The organism is Arthrobacter sp. TJ-170 (assembly GCF_058269305.1).
Window position 1 is genome coordinate 360,684 of record NZ_JBZCNL010000002.1, and the last position, 16,540, is coordinate 377,223.

Here is a 16,540-nt window from a genome sequence, read left to right on the forward strand (position 1 = left end):
ATACCGTCTGGGCCATGGACAACTGGCATATGCATCCCCGGGCGGCATTCGATCTCGAGACCACCGGCCGGAATCCCCTCACAGCGCGCATCGTGACCGCTTCAATCATCCTCGTCGACGGGCGGGGAGAGATTCTGCAACATCACGAGTGGCTCGCCAACCCGGGCGTGGAGATACCCGCCGAGGCAACCGCCGTCCACGGCGTTGCCACCCGCACTGCAAAGGAACAGGGAACTCCTGCTGCCCAGGTAGTAAATCAAATCACCGGAGTCCTGAACGGTTACTTCCGGGATGGAATCCCGGTTCTTGCATTCAACGCCCGCTATGACTTCACGGTCCTCGCTCGCGAGGGACACCGACACGGCATCAGCACCCCCAGTCCCTTCCCGGTACTGGACCCTTATGTGATGGACAAGCACGCAGACCGTTACCGTCCCGGGAAGAGGACGCTCACCGCCATGTGCGCCCACTATGGTGTTCCGTTGGAAAACGCTCACACCTCAGCGGCGGACGGCCTGGCGACGCTCGGGGTCGGAGCCGCTCTCGCTGACCGGTTCCATCAGCTTCGGCGACCGGCACCCGAACTTCATGAATTCCAGGTGACCTGGGCACGGGGCCAGGCAGCAAATTTCCAGGAATACCTCCGCCGCAGCGACCCCAGCGCGGTCGTGGAGGGGCGGTGGCCGGCTGTCGCCTCGTGAACCGGTAGTTGTTGCCGTACCGCCGCCGAACGCGCGCCCGTTGCCTGCTGCAATTCGAAGAATCTTCGGCAGGGAAGCCGGAAAATATCAACGCCGCACCCACCCGTGATCCTGCGCACTAAATTTCAGTCGAATCTTTCGTTCGTGCCACAATTGCAGGGCATCGCCACGCGCCCGTTGCGGCCGTATTCCGGGCGACTGAGGCCTTCCGAACCTCCCAAACAGCGTGCTGACCGATGCTTCATTCCTGCTCGCCGGAGTAGCGGCTTTCGCGGAAGACCCTGCGGAGCCCCAGACAGCATGAGGACCAATGATCACAGTCACCAACCTGCGCAAAACGTACCGCCAGGGTGAGCGAACCGTTACAGCACTGGACGACGTCACCCTCTCGGTACCCAAGGGTTCAATTCACGGCATCGTCGGGCACTCCGGCGCGGGTAAATCGACTCTTGTCCGGTGCCTGACCCTTCTCGACCGTCCGACCTCCGGATCCGTCGTCATCGACGGACGCGATCTAACCAGCGTCAAGGACTCCGAGGTCCGCACCGCCCGGCGCCGCATCGGAATGGTGTTCCAGCACGCCAACCTGATGGATTCACGGACGGCTGCCCAGAATGTCGCACACCCGCTTGAGCTAGTGAAGACGCCGAAAGGTGACATCAGCCGCAAGGTTGCCGAACTGCTCTCCCTCGTCGGCCTGACGGAGTTCGCAGACGCTTATCCCTCCCAACTCTCCGGCGGCCAGAAGCAGCGCGTCGGCATTGCGCGTGCGCTGGCGTCAGATCCCGACGTGCTGCTGTGCGACGAACCGACATCTGCCCTCGACCCTGCCACGACCGAGGACATCCTCACGCTGATTCGCAACCTGACCCACACCCTGAACCTCACGGTCCTGGTCATCACCCACGAAATGCATGTGGTGAAGCAGATCTGCGACTCAGTCTCCCTGCTTGACCGCGGCCGCATCATCGAGCACGGTCCGCTCCATGCGATCGTCGGCGACAGGTCCGGTTCCCTCGGCAAAGCCCTGATGCCGTTGCCCTCCAGTTCCGCGAGCACCACCCTGCCGGAGCTGGAACTGCTGCTCGTCGGCGAACCCGCCTCAGCTCCCGTCCTCTCCGAACTGACGCGGCGTTTCGATGCCAACGTCAATGTGATCGCAGGGACTGTAGAGACGCTCGGAGGGTCCCGCTTCGGTCGGCTCCGCGTGGAAGTTGACTCCCCCAGACCGCTCAGCGAGATAACCGCATACCTCGAAGGCGCCGGCGTACACGTGGAGGTAGCGGCATGAACATCCTCGACAACCTCTTCGAGAATCCAGGAATCACGCAAGCCCTTCCGGAGGAGTTCCTCGCGACCCTCCAGATGATCGGCATCTCAGGTTTCTTCACCCTGCTCGTCGGGCTTCCGCTCGGCATCTTCCTGCACGCCAGCAGCCCGGGCGGCCTCCGTCCGATGCCTGTCACAAATCGGGTTGTCAGCGATGTAGTCGTGAACATCACGCGGTCCATTCCGTTCGCCATCCTCATGGTGTCACTGATCCCGCTGGCCCGTTTCCTGACCGGATCCTCCATCGGGCCCGTTGCGGCCTCTGTGTCCCTGAGCATCGGAGCCATCCCGTTCTTCGCCCGCCTCGTGGAAACGAGCCTGCGCGATGTTTCCTCCGGCAAGATCGATGCTGCCCTGGTCATGGGTTCAACGCGTCTCCAGGTCATCACCAAGGTCATGATCGCGGAAGCCCTTCCGTCCCTCATCGCCGCGTTCACCACCACGCTGGTCACGCTCGTCGGGTATTCGGCAATGGCGGGAATCATCGGCGGCGGCGGACTGGGCAGGCTCGCCTACAACTACGGTCTGCAACGGTTCGACACAACGGTGATGGTGGTGATCATCGTGATCATCGTCGCCATCGTCCAGATCATCCAGATCATCGGCGACCGGCTCGCGCAGCGTGTGGATCACCGCACAGCTGCCACCGCAGGAGTCCGCCGCAGCAGGCGCGGCCGTCGGCCGACAGCAGCCAACGAAGTCGTTGGCGTCTAGGAAACTCTCCCACCCTGCCCCGCCGTGAAGCGGGGCTGACGACGGTCGGTAGCCGCCAGCCGTCACTCCCCGGCGTCCCGGTTCCACCCGGCCGCCGGTACTACGAAAGGAACGCACCACACATGCGCAAGCAGTTTTCGCTGGCAGCCGCCGGGCTGGCCGCACTTCTCACCCTCTCAGCATGCGGCGCAGGCGACAGCGCTCCCGCGGCCGTTGAAACCCTCGACCCCACCACCCCAGCGACGGTTAAGGTCGGCGCCAGCCCCGTGCCCCACGCGCAGATTCTGGAATTCGTCCGCGACAACCTGGCCGAGGGCAGCGGAATTGAGCTCGAAATCCAGGAGTTCGACGACTACACCACTCCCAACATCGCTCTCAGCGAGGGTGACCTGGACGCCAACTACTTCCAGCACCTGCCCTACTTCGAGAGCCAGGTTGAAAGCCAGGGCTACGAATTCGCCCACGGCGAGGGTGTGCACATCGAGCCTTACGCTGCCTTCTCCGAGAAGCATGACGACGTCTCCGCCATCCCCGACAACGGCCGCGTAGCAATCACCAATGACCCATCCAACCAGGCGCGTGCGCTCACGCTGCTGCAGGAATCCGGCCTGCTTGAGAACATCGAGGCTGACGCCTCCGTTCTGTCGCTGACCGAGGAGCAGAATCCGAAGGGCCTGGAGTTCGTGGAGAACCAGCCGGAACTGCTGCTCAACGATCTGCAGGACCCCACCGTAGACCTCGCGATCATCAACGGCAATTACATCCTCGACGCCGGTCTCAGCACCGAGGACGCCCTCCTGGTTGAGGCCGTCGAGAACAACCCGTACGCGAACTTCCTCGCATGGAACACCTCCTCGGAGGGCGATGCCCGGATCGCCAAGCTCGAGGAACTGCTGCACTCCCCTGAGGTCAAGCAGTACATCGAGGAGACCTGGCCGAGCGGTGACGTAGCTCCCGCTTTCTAGGACTTCCTGCGGCGACCCGCAGCACAGAACACGAGCACAAAACACAATGGCCGGCTGACCCGCAGATCCTCGGGTCCGCCGGCCATTTCTGTGTGCCGGAGCGTCCGGCACACAGAAAAAACTGTCTTACACGCCCGAGGGTGTGGCGCCGGCGGCGGCAGCGGCTCGCGCGGCGGCGGGCAGCGCGGCCACGATGTGTTCCATAGCGGCGTCGTCGTGCGCGGAGGAGAGGAACCACGCCTCAAAAACCGACGGCGGCAGGTAGACGCCTGCTTCGAGCATGGAGTGGAAGAACGGTGCATACCGGAAGGTTTCCTGGGCCTGGGCGTCGGCATAGTTGGCGACTCCCCGGTTGGAGGTCCCGAAGGCAATGCTGAACAGGTTCCCGGCGCGCTGGACGGAGTGGTCGACACCGACGCGCGAAAGCTCCTCCGATACCGCCGCGGAAAGCTCCAGGGAACGGGTGTCGATGGAACGGTACACCTCGTCCGTGGCATGGGTCAGCTGGGCAACACCTGCCGCCATGGCCAGCGGGTTACCGGAAAGCGTGCCGGCCTGATAGACGGGACCGAGCGGTGCCAGGTACTCCATGATGTCTGCCCGTCCACCGAGAGCGGCTGCCGGAAGTCCTCCGCCGATCACCTTGCCGAAGGTCAGCAGGTCCGGAGTCCATCCTTCACCTTCGCCGGTCAGTCCCCAGTAGCCTCCCGGGCCGACCCGGAAACCGGTCAGAACCTCATCCATGATCAGCAGGGCCCCGTGCTCGGTGGTGATCCGCGACAGTGCGGCGTTGAATCCGGGAGCCGGCTCCACCACACCCATGTTGGCGGGGGCAGCTTCCGTGATGACCGCTGCGATGGAGTCGCCATGCTCGGCGAAGGCAGCTTCCACTGCGTCAACGTCGTTGTAGGGCAGGACGAGTGTCTCGGCAGCAGTCGCGTCTGTTACGCCCGCAGAACCCGGCAGTGCCAGCGTTGCCACTCCGGAGCCGGCTGCGGCAAGCAGTCCGTCGAGGTGGCCGTGGTAGCAGCCGGCGAACTTCACAATGAGGTTCCGGCCCGTGTAACCGCGGGCGAGGCGCACTGCGGTCATGGTCGCTTCCGTGCCGGTGGATACCATGCGCAGGCGTTCGACAGCGGACACCCGGTCGCTGACGATCTGCGCCAGTTCCGCTTCCGCAGGTGTGGAGGCCCCGAATGACAGTCCGCGGTCAGCGGCCTGGTGGACGGCATCCAGTACCGCCGGGTGGGCATGCCCGAGCAGCGCCGGCCCCCAGGAGCACACCAGATCAACGTACTGGCGGCCGTCGGCATCAGTCACGTACGGCCCCTGTGCCGACACAAGAAACCGGGGGGTGCCGCCGACGGACCCGAAGGCCCGCACCGGTGAGTTCACACCGCCCGGCATGAGGGTTTGCGCGCGGGCAAACAGGTCTTCGGATCGTGTCATTTACTTGTTCTCCTTCAGCCAGGTGGCCAGTTCCGTTGCCCAGTATGTGAGGATGATCTGCGCGCCGGCACGCTTGATTCCGAGCACCGATTCCTCGATGGAACGACGCCGGTCGATCCAACCATTCGCAGCAGCAGCCTCGATCATGGCGTACTCACCCGAGATCTGGTAAGCGGCGACCGGGACGGGCGACATCGCCGCGACGTCGGCGACGATGTCGAGGTAGCTCATCGCCGGCTTGACCATCACCATGTCCGCGCCTTCCTCGAGATCCAACTGCACCTCAAGGAGCGCTTCACGACGGTTGGCCGCGTCCATCTGGTAGGTCCGCCGATCACCCGTCAGCTGGGAATCCACCGCCTCCCGGAAAGGACCGTAGAACGCCGAAGCGTACTTGGCTGCGTAAGCCAGGACTGCGATGTCCTGGTGCCCGGCTGCGTCAAGGGCACGGCGGATGACCCCGACCTGGCCGTCCATCATCCCGGACGGACCCAGCACATGGGCGCCGGCGCCGGCCTGGGCAACGGCCATCTGCGCATAAAGTTCCAGCGTGGCGTCATTGTCCACTCCGCCGTCTGCCGCCAGCACGCCGCAGTGGCCGTGGTCGGTGAACTCGTCGAGACAGACATCGCTCATCACGACCAGAGAGTCACCCACTTCCGAACGCACGTCGGCGATTGCCCTGTTCAGCACACCGTCGGGGTCGATACCGGCACTTCCCGTGGCATCACGGTGCGCGGGTATGCCGAAGAGCATGATGCCGCCAACACCCAGTTCCGCGGCTTCGACCGCAGCACGCCTGAGGGTGTCCGTGCTGTGCTGGACCACTCCGGGCATCGAACTGATGGGGACCGGCTCACTCAATCCCTCCCGGATAAATGCCGGCAGGATCAGCTCAGCCGGGCTGAGCCGGTTCTCTGCGGTCAACCGGCGGATCGCCGGGGTTGAGCGCAACCGACGGGGCCGGTGCTGTGGGAAGCTCATGCGTTAGTTCCTCTTCCGATGATTAACGACGGCGGCACTCACTGCATCTGCAATTCCTGATGGACTCGGTGACGCCGCAGTGGCGTCGATCCGAATCCCCAGCGCGGATGCGTCCCGCTCCGTCCTACGCCCGATGGCTATCGTCGCCACCGTGTCCGGCAACTTTCCCATCATGGCATGCAGGCGGGCGGCGATGCTCGGTGAGGTGAGGACGACGGCGTCAATCCCGCCCTGCTCCAGCGCCATGGACAATTCCTCCCGCGTGGCCACGCCGGCGACCTCGACGGGATCCTCCTCGCTCCCGCCCACCCGTCGTTCGGCGGACGCCGGATAGTCGACCGTAAGGTAGGCGGTGACGGCATCAGCAGTCCACCCGCGTTCGACCAGGCCGGTCCTCAGCGTATCGGCGGCGAGGTCAGACTGCGGAAGAAGAGCGCGTGCCCGTCCCGCAGGCAGTTCGGCCAGGAGCCCTTCCGCAGACTGGTCCTCCGCGGGTGTCAGATCGACCGGCACACCCATCTGGGTGAGCGCGCTCCGGGTAGACGCTCCGACTGCGGCTACCCTCGCGGAACCGATGAGCGATGTCAGGGACAACTGCCGCGCCCTCGCCCATTGTGCGAGGACACGCACGGTGGTCACGCTGGTGACCACCAGCCAGTCATAGGAAGGAACAACATCCAGGAACCGGTCCAGCTCACTCGTATCGGCCGGCAGTTCCCAGTCGATCATGGGTATCAGCAGGGTCTTCGCTCCCCGTTGCGTCAGCGCCGCAGCCATCGCCGCACCCCGGTCAGGGCTGCGCAGCAGCGCGACAGTAATCCCCGAGAGATCCCCGGCCGCTGGAGCGGCGTTCATGAACCGGCGGTGAGCCCGGCAATCTCCGCCGCCCCGTGGGCAAGGAGTTCCTCGGCAAGCACGATGCCGACAGCGGCTGCCCCATCCACCGAAAGCTCCGTCGTTGTCTGTGTGCGCCGAAGCAGTCGACTGCCGTCCGGACTGCACACCACAGCTTCGAGGGTCAGCTTCCCGCCGTCCGCCGCTGCATGGGCACCAATGGGCGCCGTGCAGCCGGCTTCAAGCCGGCGCAGGACGGCCCGCTCAGCCGTCACCGCGAGCCGGGTGGGAGCGTGGTCATACTGTCGTAATGCTTCGGCGAAGGCCGAGGAACCGGCGTCGTGGCTGCGGCATTCCACAGCCAGCGCGCCCTGACCTGGCGCAGGCAGCATGAGCGACGGATCAAAATACTCAGTGATGTGGTCCTGGCGGCCAAGACGCTCAAGGCCGGCGGCTGCCAGCACGACGGCGTCAAGGTCACCCGGTCCCCCGTCCACCAGGCCGGCCACACGGGCCAGTCGGGTGTCGACGTTGCCCCGGATGTCGATGACCGATAGGTCAGGGCGCGCCGCCCTCAGCTGTGCGGCCCGCCGGGGCGAGCCGGTTCCGACGCTGGCGCCCGCCGGCAGGTCCGCAAGTTTGAGGCCATCGCGCGCACACAGGGCGTCCCGGATATCGGCGCGTTCAGGCACTGCCGCAACGGTGAGTCCCTCGGCTTCCCCGGTGGGCAGATCCTTCAGCGAGTGCACGGCGACGTCACAGGTGTCAGCAAGCAGCGCCTCGCGCAGCGCGGCGACGAATACGCCCGTTCCACCGATCTGGGACAGTGAGGCTCGGTTGACGTCGCCGGTTGTGCTCACACGGACCAGTTCATAGTCGAAGCCACCCAGGCGGGCAAGCGACTCGGCGACCGTCGTGGTCTGAGTCAGGGCGAGCGCACTGGCCCGCGTGCCTACCCGGACAGCCGGGTTCATGCCTGCCCTGTCTCCGGGAGCCCGACGGTGGAGTCGGCACCGGCAACGGTGGGCTTCTCGCCACGCCGGTTTGCACAGCAATTAGGCCGGCAGACGTCATACCAGGGACCGAGGTCGGTGGTGGCGGGGCGCTCAGAGACGGTGTTGTCAGCCGTGCGCTCACCAACGAGGTCGATGAGTCCCGAGACGAACTTGGCGTGCGTGCCCGGCGTCGGGACGCGTTCTGCGACCAGGCCCAGCTCGGCGCAGGTCTCCATGGCTTCTGTGTCCAGGTCCCAGACAACCTCCATGTGGTCGCTCACGAAACCGAGCGGCACAATAACTACACCCTTGGCGCCGGTTGCTGCCAGGTCTCCCAGGGCATCGTTGATGTCCGGCTCCAGCCACGGGATGTGGGGGGCGCCGGACCGCGACTGGTACACCAGCGACCACTCGCACCCGGCCGCTTCGGGGACACGGTCGAGCACGGCCTGCGCAGTGGCAAGGTGCTGGGCGACATACGCGCCGTCCTCGAGCGCGGGACCGCCGTCCTCGTCACGGGGGCCGGCGGCGTCGGCGTCGGCGGTGGGAATCGAGTGCGTCGCGAACATGATGTGCACGGGAGCATCAGCCTCACCGTCTGCGGCCAGGCGTTCGCTCACGGACTTCAGTCCGCTGGTGACACCCTCGACGAACGGCTCGACGAAGCCGGGGTGATCGAAGTACTGGCGGACCTTGTCCACTTCGAGCTGGCCGGCCAAACCGGTTTCAACCAGCGCCATTCCCAGGTCTTCGCGGTACTGCCTGCAGCTGGAATAGCAGGAGTAGGCACTCGTGGTGACGGCCAGAACGAGGCGGTGACCGGCGTCGTACGCGTCCTTCAGCGTGTCCGCGATGAACGGCGGCCAATTGCGGTTGCCCCACAGCACCGGCAGGTCGATGCCACGACGGGCGAGTTCGGCCTCCATGGCAGCCTTCAGCTCGCGGTTCTGCTGGTTGATCGGGCTGATGCCGCCGAACGCGCGATAATGGTGTGAGACCTCCTCGAGACGCTCATCCGGGATGCCCCGGCCGCGCGTCACGTTCCGCAGGAAAGGAATGACATCCTCCTGGCCTTCGGGCCCCCCGAAGGACGCGAGCACGATCGCGTCGTACTCCTTCGGTGCCATGCGACCGTTCTCGTCGACGCCGTCGAGCGGGTGAAACGTGGGAGTGCTCATCGGAGTACCTCTGCTACTTCCTGGGCATTGATCCGCCGGCCTGTGTAGAACGGGACCTCTTCGCGGACATGCCGGCGGGCCTCGGTCTCCCGCAGGAACCGCATAAGGTCGACCAGGTCCACAAGTTCGGGAGCTTCGAGCGCCAGGATCCATTCCCAATCGCCGAGCGCGAACGAGGACACCGTGTTGGAGATGACCTGGGGGTACTGGCGCCCCTTCATACCGTGGTCGTACAGCATCTCGCGGCGTTCCTCGGTGGGGAGGATGTACCAGTCATACGAGCGCACAAAGGGGTAGACACACACCCACTCCTCCGGGGCGACCCCGCGGGAGAAGGCGGGCGAGTGGCTCTTGGAGAACTCAGCGTCACGATGCACGCCCATCGCCGACCAGATGATCTCCGCACCGGCAAGGGTTGCAGTTCGCCGAAGCGTGCGGACAGCTGCCTGCAGATCTTCGGGCTTCGGGCCGTGGAGCCAGACCATGATGTCGGCCTCGGCCCGCATCGCGGAGACATCGTAGAAGCCGCGGACGGTCACGCCGGCAGCCTCGAGTTCCGACGCTGCAGACTCAAGCGAACCGCCATCATCCGGTGCGCCCGCAGACCTCTTGAAGACGGTCCAGAGCGTGTAGAACTGGGATGTTTCGGCGTCTTCGCCGCTCTGGAGAGTATCGACGGTGGAGGTGCCCTGCATGTGTTCGTAACCCGAATTCTCGCTCATGGATCCAGTCTGCTCCTGTCAACAGGCAAATGAAAATTAGTGGCTTCTACACTCGGTAGAAGGTTATCAACCTCACAGCGCCCAGTGTTAGCGTCCGGCCTGAAGTCGCCGAGCAAGCGCGGCACCACGCTCGCGTGCGTTATCGATCACCGCGACCAGCCCCGTACCCGCGAGCCATGCCCCGGTGATTTCAAGCCCACGCTCCTCAGCGGCAGCCGCCCGGATGCGCGCGACGCGGTCCCGGTGCCCCAACGTGGCGTGCGGCAGTGCGTTGGTCCAGCGCACCACATCCCAGTCGACGACGTCGGTTTGGCTGATTACCACGCCGAGCAGTGACGATGCGTCCTGCAGAGCTAGCTGGTAGAGCTCGCTGTCGGGCAACTGAGCAGTGTCATCAACATCGGCACCGCGTCCGAAGGACAGGCGCAGGACGTGGCTCCCGGGGCCCGCGCGCTCCGCGAGCCAGGGCCACTTGGCTGTGGCGTGCGTGAGGGCCTTCGCTCTCACGCCCGGGGTATCACGGGCCACCAGGACGCCTGTTCCGCGAGGCGCTGCATCCAGTTCCGGTACGTCCACCACCAGGCTGACAAGCGCCACCGCAGGCACCACCGCGGGCCGGTCATCCCGCAGCCGCGGCACGGCGGGAGTCAACAGATCGACGGCGGTTGGACCGTCGGTCGCTACCACCACCCCGTCAGCCTTCAGCGTTTGGGTCTGGGTGGTGACTGTCCAGCCGTCAGGAGTCCGTACGAGGTCCTGCGCCCTTTCCGACGTACTCAGGATTGCGCCGTCGCGCTCCAGTTGCTGTATGAGCGCGGCGGGAAGCTGATGCATGCCGCCCTCCAGACCGGCAACGGCCGTTCCCGCGGGAGCCGCCTTCCGCATGGCGCCGACCGCGGCACTGAGAGAGCCGTGCTTTCGCAACGATGCCCGCAGTCCCGGAACAGCGGCGTCGACATCGAGCTCGTCCGGGTCAGCCGACAGGACGCCCCCGACAACGGGAGCAACCAGCCGCTTCAGTACCTCCGAACCCATACGTGCCCGCACCACTTGGCCCAGGCTGAGCTGCTCCTGGTTCAGCAATCCGCCAAGGGGAAGCGCGCGGTCGAGGCTTGCCCGCACGCTCGCTGCACGGCCGATCAGCCTGGGCAGCTCCGGATCGCGCACGTCGGCAGGGATGCCGAGCAGCCCGGACTGCGGGAGCGGAACAGCGACGGAACCGCCCTCCTGTGACGGCAGGAGAAGCCACGCACCAGAGGGATTCGGGGTGCAGATCAGGGAACCGAGCCCCAGCTCGCGTGCCAGGGAAGGCACAGTGTCGGAGCGTGTGGAGAACGATTCCGCACCGGCGTCGAGCGTCAATCCGGCAAGTTCATGACTGGCCACGTTGCCGCCGAATGTCGCGGACGATTCCAGCACGGTTACCCGCAGGCCCGCTGCCGTCAGCTCCCGTGCCGCGCACAGTCCGGCAATTCCGCCTCCGATAACGACGACGGCGGGGCCCGTGTTGACCTGCTTCCCGCGGCTCATCGGCTGGGCGGCACCGAATGGACGAGTGAAACGACCCGGGTCAGCACCTCGGGGTCCGCTTCCGGCGGAACACCGTGACCCAGATTGACCACGTGGCCAGGAGCCGTGGAACCGGCGTCCAGCACTGCCCGCACATGCGCTTCCAGGACCTCCCACGGAGCCGAAAGCAACGCCGGATCGATGTTGCCCTGCAGCGCGACTGTTCCGCCGAGACGCTTGTTCGCCTCATCAAGCGGAAGGCGGTAGTCAACACCCACGACGTCCACGCCGACATCCCGCATGGCTACCAGCAGTTCCGAGGTACCCGTTCCGAAGTGCACCAGCGGCGCACCGAGCTCACGGACATGATCAAGCGCACGCGACGACGCCGGGGCAACATGCTCGACGTAGTCTGCCAGTCCCAGCGACCCGGCCCACGAATCGAACAGCTGGCCTGCGCTGGCGCCGGCCTCCAGTTGCGCCCGGAGGAATTGACCGGAGGCGTCTGCCGCCCAGTCAGTGAGAGCCCGCCAGGTGGCAGGGTCGGCATGCATCATGGTGCGGGGGCCAAGGTGGTCGCGGGACGGCCTGCCTTCGACCATGTAGGCGGCAAGCGTGAAAGGTGCTCCTGCAAAGCCGATCAGCGGCGTGCTCCCGAGTTCGGCGACGGTGCGCGCGACGGCCTCACGGATCGGGTCCAGGGCACTGTCGGTAAGTTCGGGCAGTGCTGCCACGTCCGCGGCGCTGCGAATGGGGCTTCCCAGTACCGGGCCGACGCCGGGCACGATGTCCACGTCAACGCCGGCGAGTTTGAGCGGTATGACGATGTCGGAGAAGAAGATGGCGGCGTCGACGTCGTGCCGCCGGACGGGCTGAAGAGTGATCTCAGCGGCCATCACCGGGTCGAGGCACGCGTCGAGCATCGCCGTGCCCTCCCGCAGCGCGCGGTACTCCGGCAGGGAGCGTCCGGCCTGCCGCATGAACCAGACTGGGCGGCGGGACGGCGTGCGCCCCCGATAGGCCTGGATAAGCGGAGACTCCGACGTCGTGCCGTCCGTCAGGGGGTGCGTTGCGCTGAGGGTCATGACTCGATTCTGCCGAAGTTCGACTCGCTTGGATAACTGCACGGCTGGCTGGTGGTCGAAATCACCTTCCCCCGAGGCACGGTCCGCAGTCACGCCACCCCTCGACTTCGGCTTAACCGTGCGGGTTTGCGGACATTGGAAGAAGCTTGGAACTTAGGCAACCCTATTAGGGCTCGGGTGCCCGTTTTGGCTATGCTGAGATGGCTGTGAACTACTTTTCCCTGGTTGCGACCCACTCGGATATCGACCTGGAGACCGTGGCCCGACTTAGCGTCGGAGCGTCCCAGGTCGCTTCGTCCGCGCTTCAGGACAGCCCGGCACTCAACGGAGCCGTAGCGCTGGCAACCTGCAATCGGTTCGAGATCTACGGCGAGGCCTCCTCGGAAGCAGACATCGAGGCCGCCCGCTCATCCATCATCACAGCAATCAGCAACCAGTCGGGGCTGCCTAAGAGTAAAGTGTCAGGATCCTTCACCACTCTGACCGGACAGGACGTGCCGCGGCACCTCTTCAGCGTGAGCGCAGGGCTGGATTCCGCCGTCGTCGGTGAACGGGAGATTGCGGGCCAGGTGCGCCGTGCACTCATTGAATCCCAGGGTGTGGGAACCGCCAGCGGCGGTCTCGTGCGCCTCTTCCAGGCCGCCTCGCGCACCGCGCGCGACGTCGGCGCCCAGACCGCCCTCGGCGCCCGGGGCCGTTCAATCGTCTCGGTCGCACTCGATCTTGCGGCTGACCTCTCGAGTACCCGTGACCTCGGGGAAAAGGCCGTTGTTGTCTTCGGCACCGGCGCGTATGCAGGTGCCACCATGGCCCTGCTTCGCGAGCGGGGGTGCACCGACATCTCCGTCTACTCGCCGTCCGGACGCGCCGAGAGTTTCGTGGCCACCCGTGGTGGAACAGCGCTCACAGACGAGACACTGCCCGCCGCCCTCATTCAGGCTGACGTCGTCATCGGTTGCAGCGGCAGTGAGCGGCGTGTAGGCGCCGAGGACATCCGCCAGCTCAGGGAGGGCGTCGAGCGCACCCTGGTGATCGTAGACCTCGCCCTCAGCCACGACTTCGACCCTGAGGTCGCCGCCGTGGAGAACGTGGAACTCATCACCCTGGAATCCGTGCGCCTCGCGGCACCTGATGAGCAGGCGGAATCACTCCGCCAGGCAAGTGAGCTGGTGTCCAACGCGGCACATTCCTTCCAGGAACAGGTAACCTCCCGCTCCATGGACGCTGCGATCGTTGCACTGCGTAAGCACACCCAGCAGGTGCTTGACGCCGAGATGGCTCGTGTGCGTGCCCAGCACGGGTGCACCGCCGCTGCGGAGGAAGTCGAGTTTGCTCTCCGCCGAATGGTTCGCCAGCTGCTCCACGTCCCGACTGTTCGTGCGCGGCAGCTCGCAGCGGAGGGCCGGCAGGAAGACTACACCGCGGCTCTTGAGGCGCTGTACGGGATAGAACCCGATTTCCACCCGGCAGCTACGCCCCCGCAGTCCTGCCCCGTTCACGAGGTCAACGAAGCGCGCACAGAGACCGCTTAGCGGGTCGTGCCTACAACGCGCTCGATGAATCCGGGTCAGTAGAGCGGCTTCTCGGGTTCGACGTCGCGTACCCACTGCAGTATGCCGCCGTCCACGTTATAGACCTCCCGCGCACCCCTCTCACGCAGGTATCGGACGACGTTGGCGGAGCGGCTGCCGGCCTTGCAGTGAACGTAGATTTCCCGGGAGGAATCAAGCTCCGTCTCGCCGGTGAGGATCCGGTTCTGCGGCACCAGCGTGGCGCCTTCAATCCGGACGATTTCGTACTCTCCCGGCTCCCGCACATCGACCAGGTCGAAGTCACGTGCGCCCGCGGCGCGCTCCCGCAGCAGTTCCTCAAGGCGGGCGGCGGTGACGGAGGGAAGTTCATCCACTCCTTCATCCGCGGCGGGCGCAAGGCCGCAGAATGCTTCGTAGTCGGAGAGTTCGGTGATGGGCGCGGCGGAGGGATCCCGTCGCACCCGCAATTCCCGCCACGTCATATCGAGCGCGTTGAAGATCAGGACGCGGCCAAGAAGGGTCGACCCGATACCGGTGATCAGCTTGATCGCCTCATTGACCATCACCGAACCGATCTGGGCGCACAGCACACCCAGCACGCCGCCCTCCGCGCAGGACGGAACAGCGCCGGGCGGCGGTGCTTCGGGGTACAGATCGCGGTAGCTGGGTCCCCCTACGGAGGGCTTGGCCCAGAAGACGCTCACCTGGCCGTCGAAGCGGAGGATGGACCCCCAGACGTACGGCTTGCCGAGAATTTCGGCCGCGTCGCTCACCAGGTATCGGGTAGCGAAGTTGTCTGTGCCGTCAAGGATAAGGTCGTACCCGGCGAACAGGTCCAGGACATTTCCCGTGTCGAGCCGCACCTCGTGTCGGATCACCTTCACGTGCGGGTTCAGGTCCGCGATGCTCTCTTCCGCCGAGCTCGCTTTGCTCTGCCCTACGTTGCCCACTCCATGGATTACCTGCCGTTGCAGATTGGAGACGTCGACGACGTCGTCATCCACGATGCCCAGCGTTCCGACGCCGGCAGCGGCCAGGTACAGGAGCGCCGGCGAGCCGAGCCCACCGGCCCCGATGACGAGCACCCGTGCGTTCTTCAGCCGCTTCTGGGCCTCCATGCCGAACTCGGGAAGAATGAGGTGGCGGGAATACCGCTCCATCTCTTCCCTGGTGAGCTCGGCATGGGGCTCCACCAGTGGGCCGGGGGCAGGAGTCAAAGAACTCATGCTTCAATGTATGCCCACCAGCGTGGCACCGCGCAATACGTCGGGCAACACACCGGCAGCGCAATCTCCAGACGTTGGCCAGCCGACGCGGGTAGACGCGGGTAGACTGGGGAACCCGCTGTACCGGCGGGTGAATTAGAACGTACAACCGAAAGCCCAGACACGTGAGCTCAGAGGCACCGGCGAGCGGAAAGGCCACTCGGCTTCCGCGAGACGAGCGGCGACGACAGTTACTGAATGCCGCCCATGAGGTGTTCGTTGCCAACGGGTACCATGGGGCGGCGATGGACGAAATCGCCGAAGTGGCGCATGTCAGCAAGCCTGTGCTGTATCAGCACTTCCCCGGCAAGAGAGAGCTGTACCTCGCGCTGCTTGAGAGCCATCTGGCCTCCTTGACCCAGCTGTTGGTTGACGCCCTGAAGTCCACGTCCGACAACAAGCTGCGAGTGCACGCCACCATGCGTGCATATTTCCAGTTCATCGCCCAGGACAGTCAGGCCCACCGGATCGTCTTTGAGTCGGACCTGAATAATGATCCTGACGTCAGCCGTCGGCTTGAAGCGTTCAACGCACACTTCGCGGACCAGATCGCCGGCGTGATTTCCGGAGACACCCGGCTCTCCCATCTGGAGGCAACCCTGTTGGGGCGGGCGATGGCGGGCATGGCACAGGTCAGCGCCCGGTACTGGCTCGAGACGGACGGCAGCCTGGATATCGATACCGCCAGCGAGCTGATCTACCGTTTAGCTTGGCGCGGAATTAGTCGATTCCCCAAGGAAATCTGAGTTACATTTCCCTTAAGTTTGGTAGCGCTGATTGAGAGCGCAACAAGTCCCCTGCTCATCAACGAAAGGCCTTAGCTGTGGAGATCAAAATCGGCGTTCAGAACGTCAACCGTGAAATTGTCCTTGAGTCGAACCAGACGGCGGGCGAGGTGGCGGAGATTGTAAGCAAGGCGATGAACGGCGGTGCGGAGCTGCGCCTTACGGATGCCAAGGGACGTCAGGTCATTGTTCCTTCCGGCGTCCTCGGCTACGTCGAAATTGGCGAGAGCGAATCACGGCGCATCGGATTCGGCGCCCTCTGACCGAGCAGGTGCTTGCCCATGGTCTCGCTGATAGTTGTCACCGGCATCGCGATCACCATCGGGTTCTTCGTCTGGTTCGCGGACCGGCGGTGGCGGCCGCGTGATGGTTCGGCCGCCACCGTGAAAATGCTGACGCCAACGCCATGACGGCGATCCTGAAACGGCACTGAGCGGTCCCCGAAACTGAGCAGCCAGGACCCGTTGGTCAGCCAGCCGAGGGTCCTGCGCGC

Annotated in this window: 17 protein-coding genes; 8 read left to right on the forward strand and 9 right to left on the reverse strand. The window is 65.1% G+C overall.

Annotated features, from left to right (window positions below; genetic code table 11):
- The first annotated feature begins 14 nt into the window (after positions 1 to 14).
- The 4 genes from AC4D1W_RS05600 to AC4D1W_RS05615 all read left to right on the forward strand — a co-directional run bounded on the left by AC4D1W_RS05600 (position 15) and on the right by AC4D1W_RS05615 (position 3,709).
- On the forward strand, positions 15 to 701 hold the full coding sequence (locus AC4D1W_RS05600) for a 3'-5' exonuclease (RefSeq protein WP_490898089.1): 687 nt from the start codon (positions 15 to 17) through the stop codon (positions 699 to 701).
- A gap of 310 nt (positions 702 to 1,011) precedes the next feature.
- Positions 1,012 to 1,992: a methionine ABC transporter ATP-binding protein gene (locus tag AC4D1W_RS05605; RefSeq protein ID WP_490898090.1), complete on the forward strand. Its 981-nt coding sequence runs from the start codon at positions 1,012 to 1,014 to the stop codon at positions 1,990 to 1,992.
- On the forward strand, positions 1,989 to 2,744 hold the full coding sequence (locus AC4D1W_RS05610; RefSeq protein ID WP_490889429.1) for a methionine ABC transporter permease: 756 nt from the start codon (positions 1,989 to 1,991) through the stop codon (positions 2,742 to 2,744). Before AC4D1W_RS05605 ends, AC4D1W_RS05610 begins: the two co-directional genes overlap by 4 nt.
- A 122-nt stretch (positions 2,745 to 2,866) precedes the next feature.
- Complete coding sequence (locus AC4D1W_RS05615) at positions 2,867 to 3,709, forward strand: MetQ/NlpA family ABC transporter substrate-binding protein (protein ID WP_490889431.1); 843 nt, start codon at positions 2,867 to 2,869, stop codon at positions 3,707 to 3,709.
- A gap of 126 nt (positions 3,710 to 3,835) precedes the next feature.
- Here AC4D1W_RS05615 and hemL read toward each other — a convergent pair whose 3' ends face one another.
- The 8 genes from hemL to hemE all read right to left on the reverse strand — a co-directional run bounded on the left by hemL (position 3,836) and on the right by hemE (position 12,465).
- Positions 3,836 to 5,158 (reverse strand): glutamate-1-semialdehyde 2,1-aminomutase, encoded by a 1,323-nt coding sequence (gene hemL, locus AC4D1W_RS05620; protein ID WP_490898091.1) that lies wholly within the window; start codon positions 5,156 to 5,158, stop codon positions 3,836 to 3,838.
- Positions 5,159 to 6,142: a porphobilinogen synthase gene (hemB, locus tag AC4D1W_RS05625; protein WP_490889434.1), complete on the reverse strand. Its 984-nt coding sequence runs from the start codon at positions 6,140 to 6,142 to the stop codon at positions 5,159 to 5,161.
- A gap of 3 nt (positions 6,143 to 6,145) precedes the next feature.
- Positions 6,146 to 6,997 (reverse strand): uroporphyrinogen-III synthase, encoded by an 852-nt coding sequence (locus AC4D1W_RS05630; RefSeq protein WP_490898092.1) that lies wholly within the window; start codon positions 6,995 to 6,997, stop codon positions 6,146 to 6,148.
- On the reverse strand, positions 6,994 to 7,950 hold the full coding sequence (hemC, locus tag AC4D1W_RS05635) for a hydroxymethylbilane synthase (protein ID WP_490898093.1): 957 nt from the start codon (positions 7,948 to 7,950) through the stop codon (positions 6,994 to 6,996). Before hemC ends, AC4D1W_RS05630 begins: the two co-directional genes overlap by 4 nt.
- Positions 7,947 to 9,149 (reverse strand): ferrochelatase, encoded by a 1,203-nt coding sequence (locus AC4D1W_RS05640; protein WP_490898094.1) that lies wholly within the window; start codon positions 9,147 to 9,149, stop codon positions 7,947 to 7,949. The genes hemC and AC4D1W_RS05640 overlap by 4 nt, the downstream gene beginning before the upstream one ends.
- The gene (hemQ, locus tag AC4D1W_RS05645) at positions 9,146 to 9,844 is read right to left on the reverse strand and encodes a hydrogen peroxide-dependent heme synthase (RefSeq protein ID WP_490898222.1); all 699 of its coding nucleotides are present in this window, start codon (positions 9,842 to 9,844) and stop codon (positions 9,146 to 9,148) included. The genes AC4D1W_RS05640 and hemQ overlap by 4 nt, the downstream gene beginning before the upstream one ends.
- A gap of 114 nt (positions 9,845 to 9,958) precedes the next feature.
- Positions 9,959 to 11,401, reverse strand: a complete 1,443-nt coding sequence (gene hemG / locus AC4D1W_RS05650; protein WP_490898095.1) for a protoporphyrinogen oxidase — start codon at positions 11,399 to 11,401, stop codon at positions 9,959 to 9,961.
- Positions 11,398 to 12,465 carry a uroporphyrinogen decarboxylase gene (hemE, locus tag AC4D1W_RS05655; RefSeq protein ID WP_490889443.1) on the reverse strand — a complete coding sequence of 356 codons (1,068 nt, stop codon included), beginning with the start codon at positions 12,463 to 12,465 and terminating at the stop codon, positions 11,398 to 11,400. The genes hemG and hemE overlap by 4 nt, the downstream gene beginning before the upstream one ends.
- A gap of 206 nt (positions 12,466 to 12,671) precedes the next feature.
- On the opposite strand from hemE, the gene AC4D1W_RS05660 reads away from it, so the two are divergent.
- Entirely contained in the window at positions 12,672 to 13,997 is a 1,326-nt protein-coding gene (locus AC4D1W_RS05660) for a glutamyl-tRNA reductase (RefSeq protein WP_490898096.1), read from the forward strand.
- 35 nt (positions 13,998 to 14,032) lie between these two features.
- Here AC4D1W_RS05660 and moeB read toward each other — a convergent pair whose 3' ends face one another.
- Entirely contained in the window at positions 14,033 to 15,223 is a 1,191-nt protein-coding gene (gene moeB / locus AC4D1W_RS05665; RefSeq protein WP_490889447.1) for a molybdopterin-synthase adenylyltransferase MoeB, read from the reverse strand.
- A gap of 164 nt (positions 15,224 to 15,387) precedes the next feature.
- Here moeB and AC4D1W_RS05670 point away from each other — a divergent pair, with 164 nt between their 5' ends.
- From AC4D1W_RS05670 to AC4D1W_RS05680, 3 genes are all read left to right on the forward strand, one after another.
- The gene (locus AC4D1W_RS05670; RefSeq protein ID WP_490898097.1) at positions 15,388 to 16,008 is read left to right on the forward strand and encodes a TetR/AcrR family transcriptional regulator; all 621 of its coding nucleotides are present in this window, start codon (positions 15,388 to 15,390) and stop codon (positions 16,006 to 16,008) included.
- A gap of 77 nt (positions 16,009 to 16,085) precedes the next feature.
- Complete coding sequence (locus tag AC4D1W_RS05675) at positions 16,086 to 16,310, forward strand: DUF3107 domain-containing protein (RefSeq protein ID WP_490889450.1); 225 nt, start codon at positions 16,086 to 16,088, stop codon at positions 16,308 to 16,310.
- Between the two features lie 18 nt (positions 16,311 to 16,328).
- On the forward strand, positions 16,329 to 16,457 hold the full coding sequence (locus AC4D1W_RS05680; protein WP_490898098.1) for a hypothetical protein: 129 nt from the start codon (positions 16,329 to 16,331) through the stop codon (positions 16,455 to 16,457).
- Positions 16,458 to 16,540: the final 83 nt, after the last annotated feature.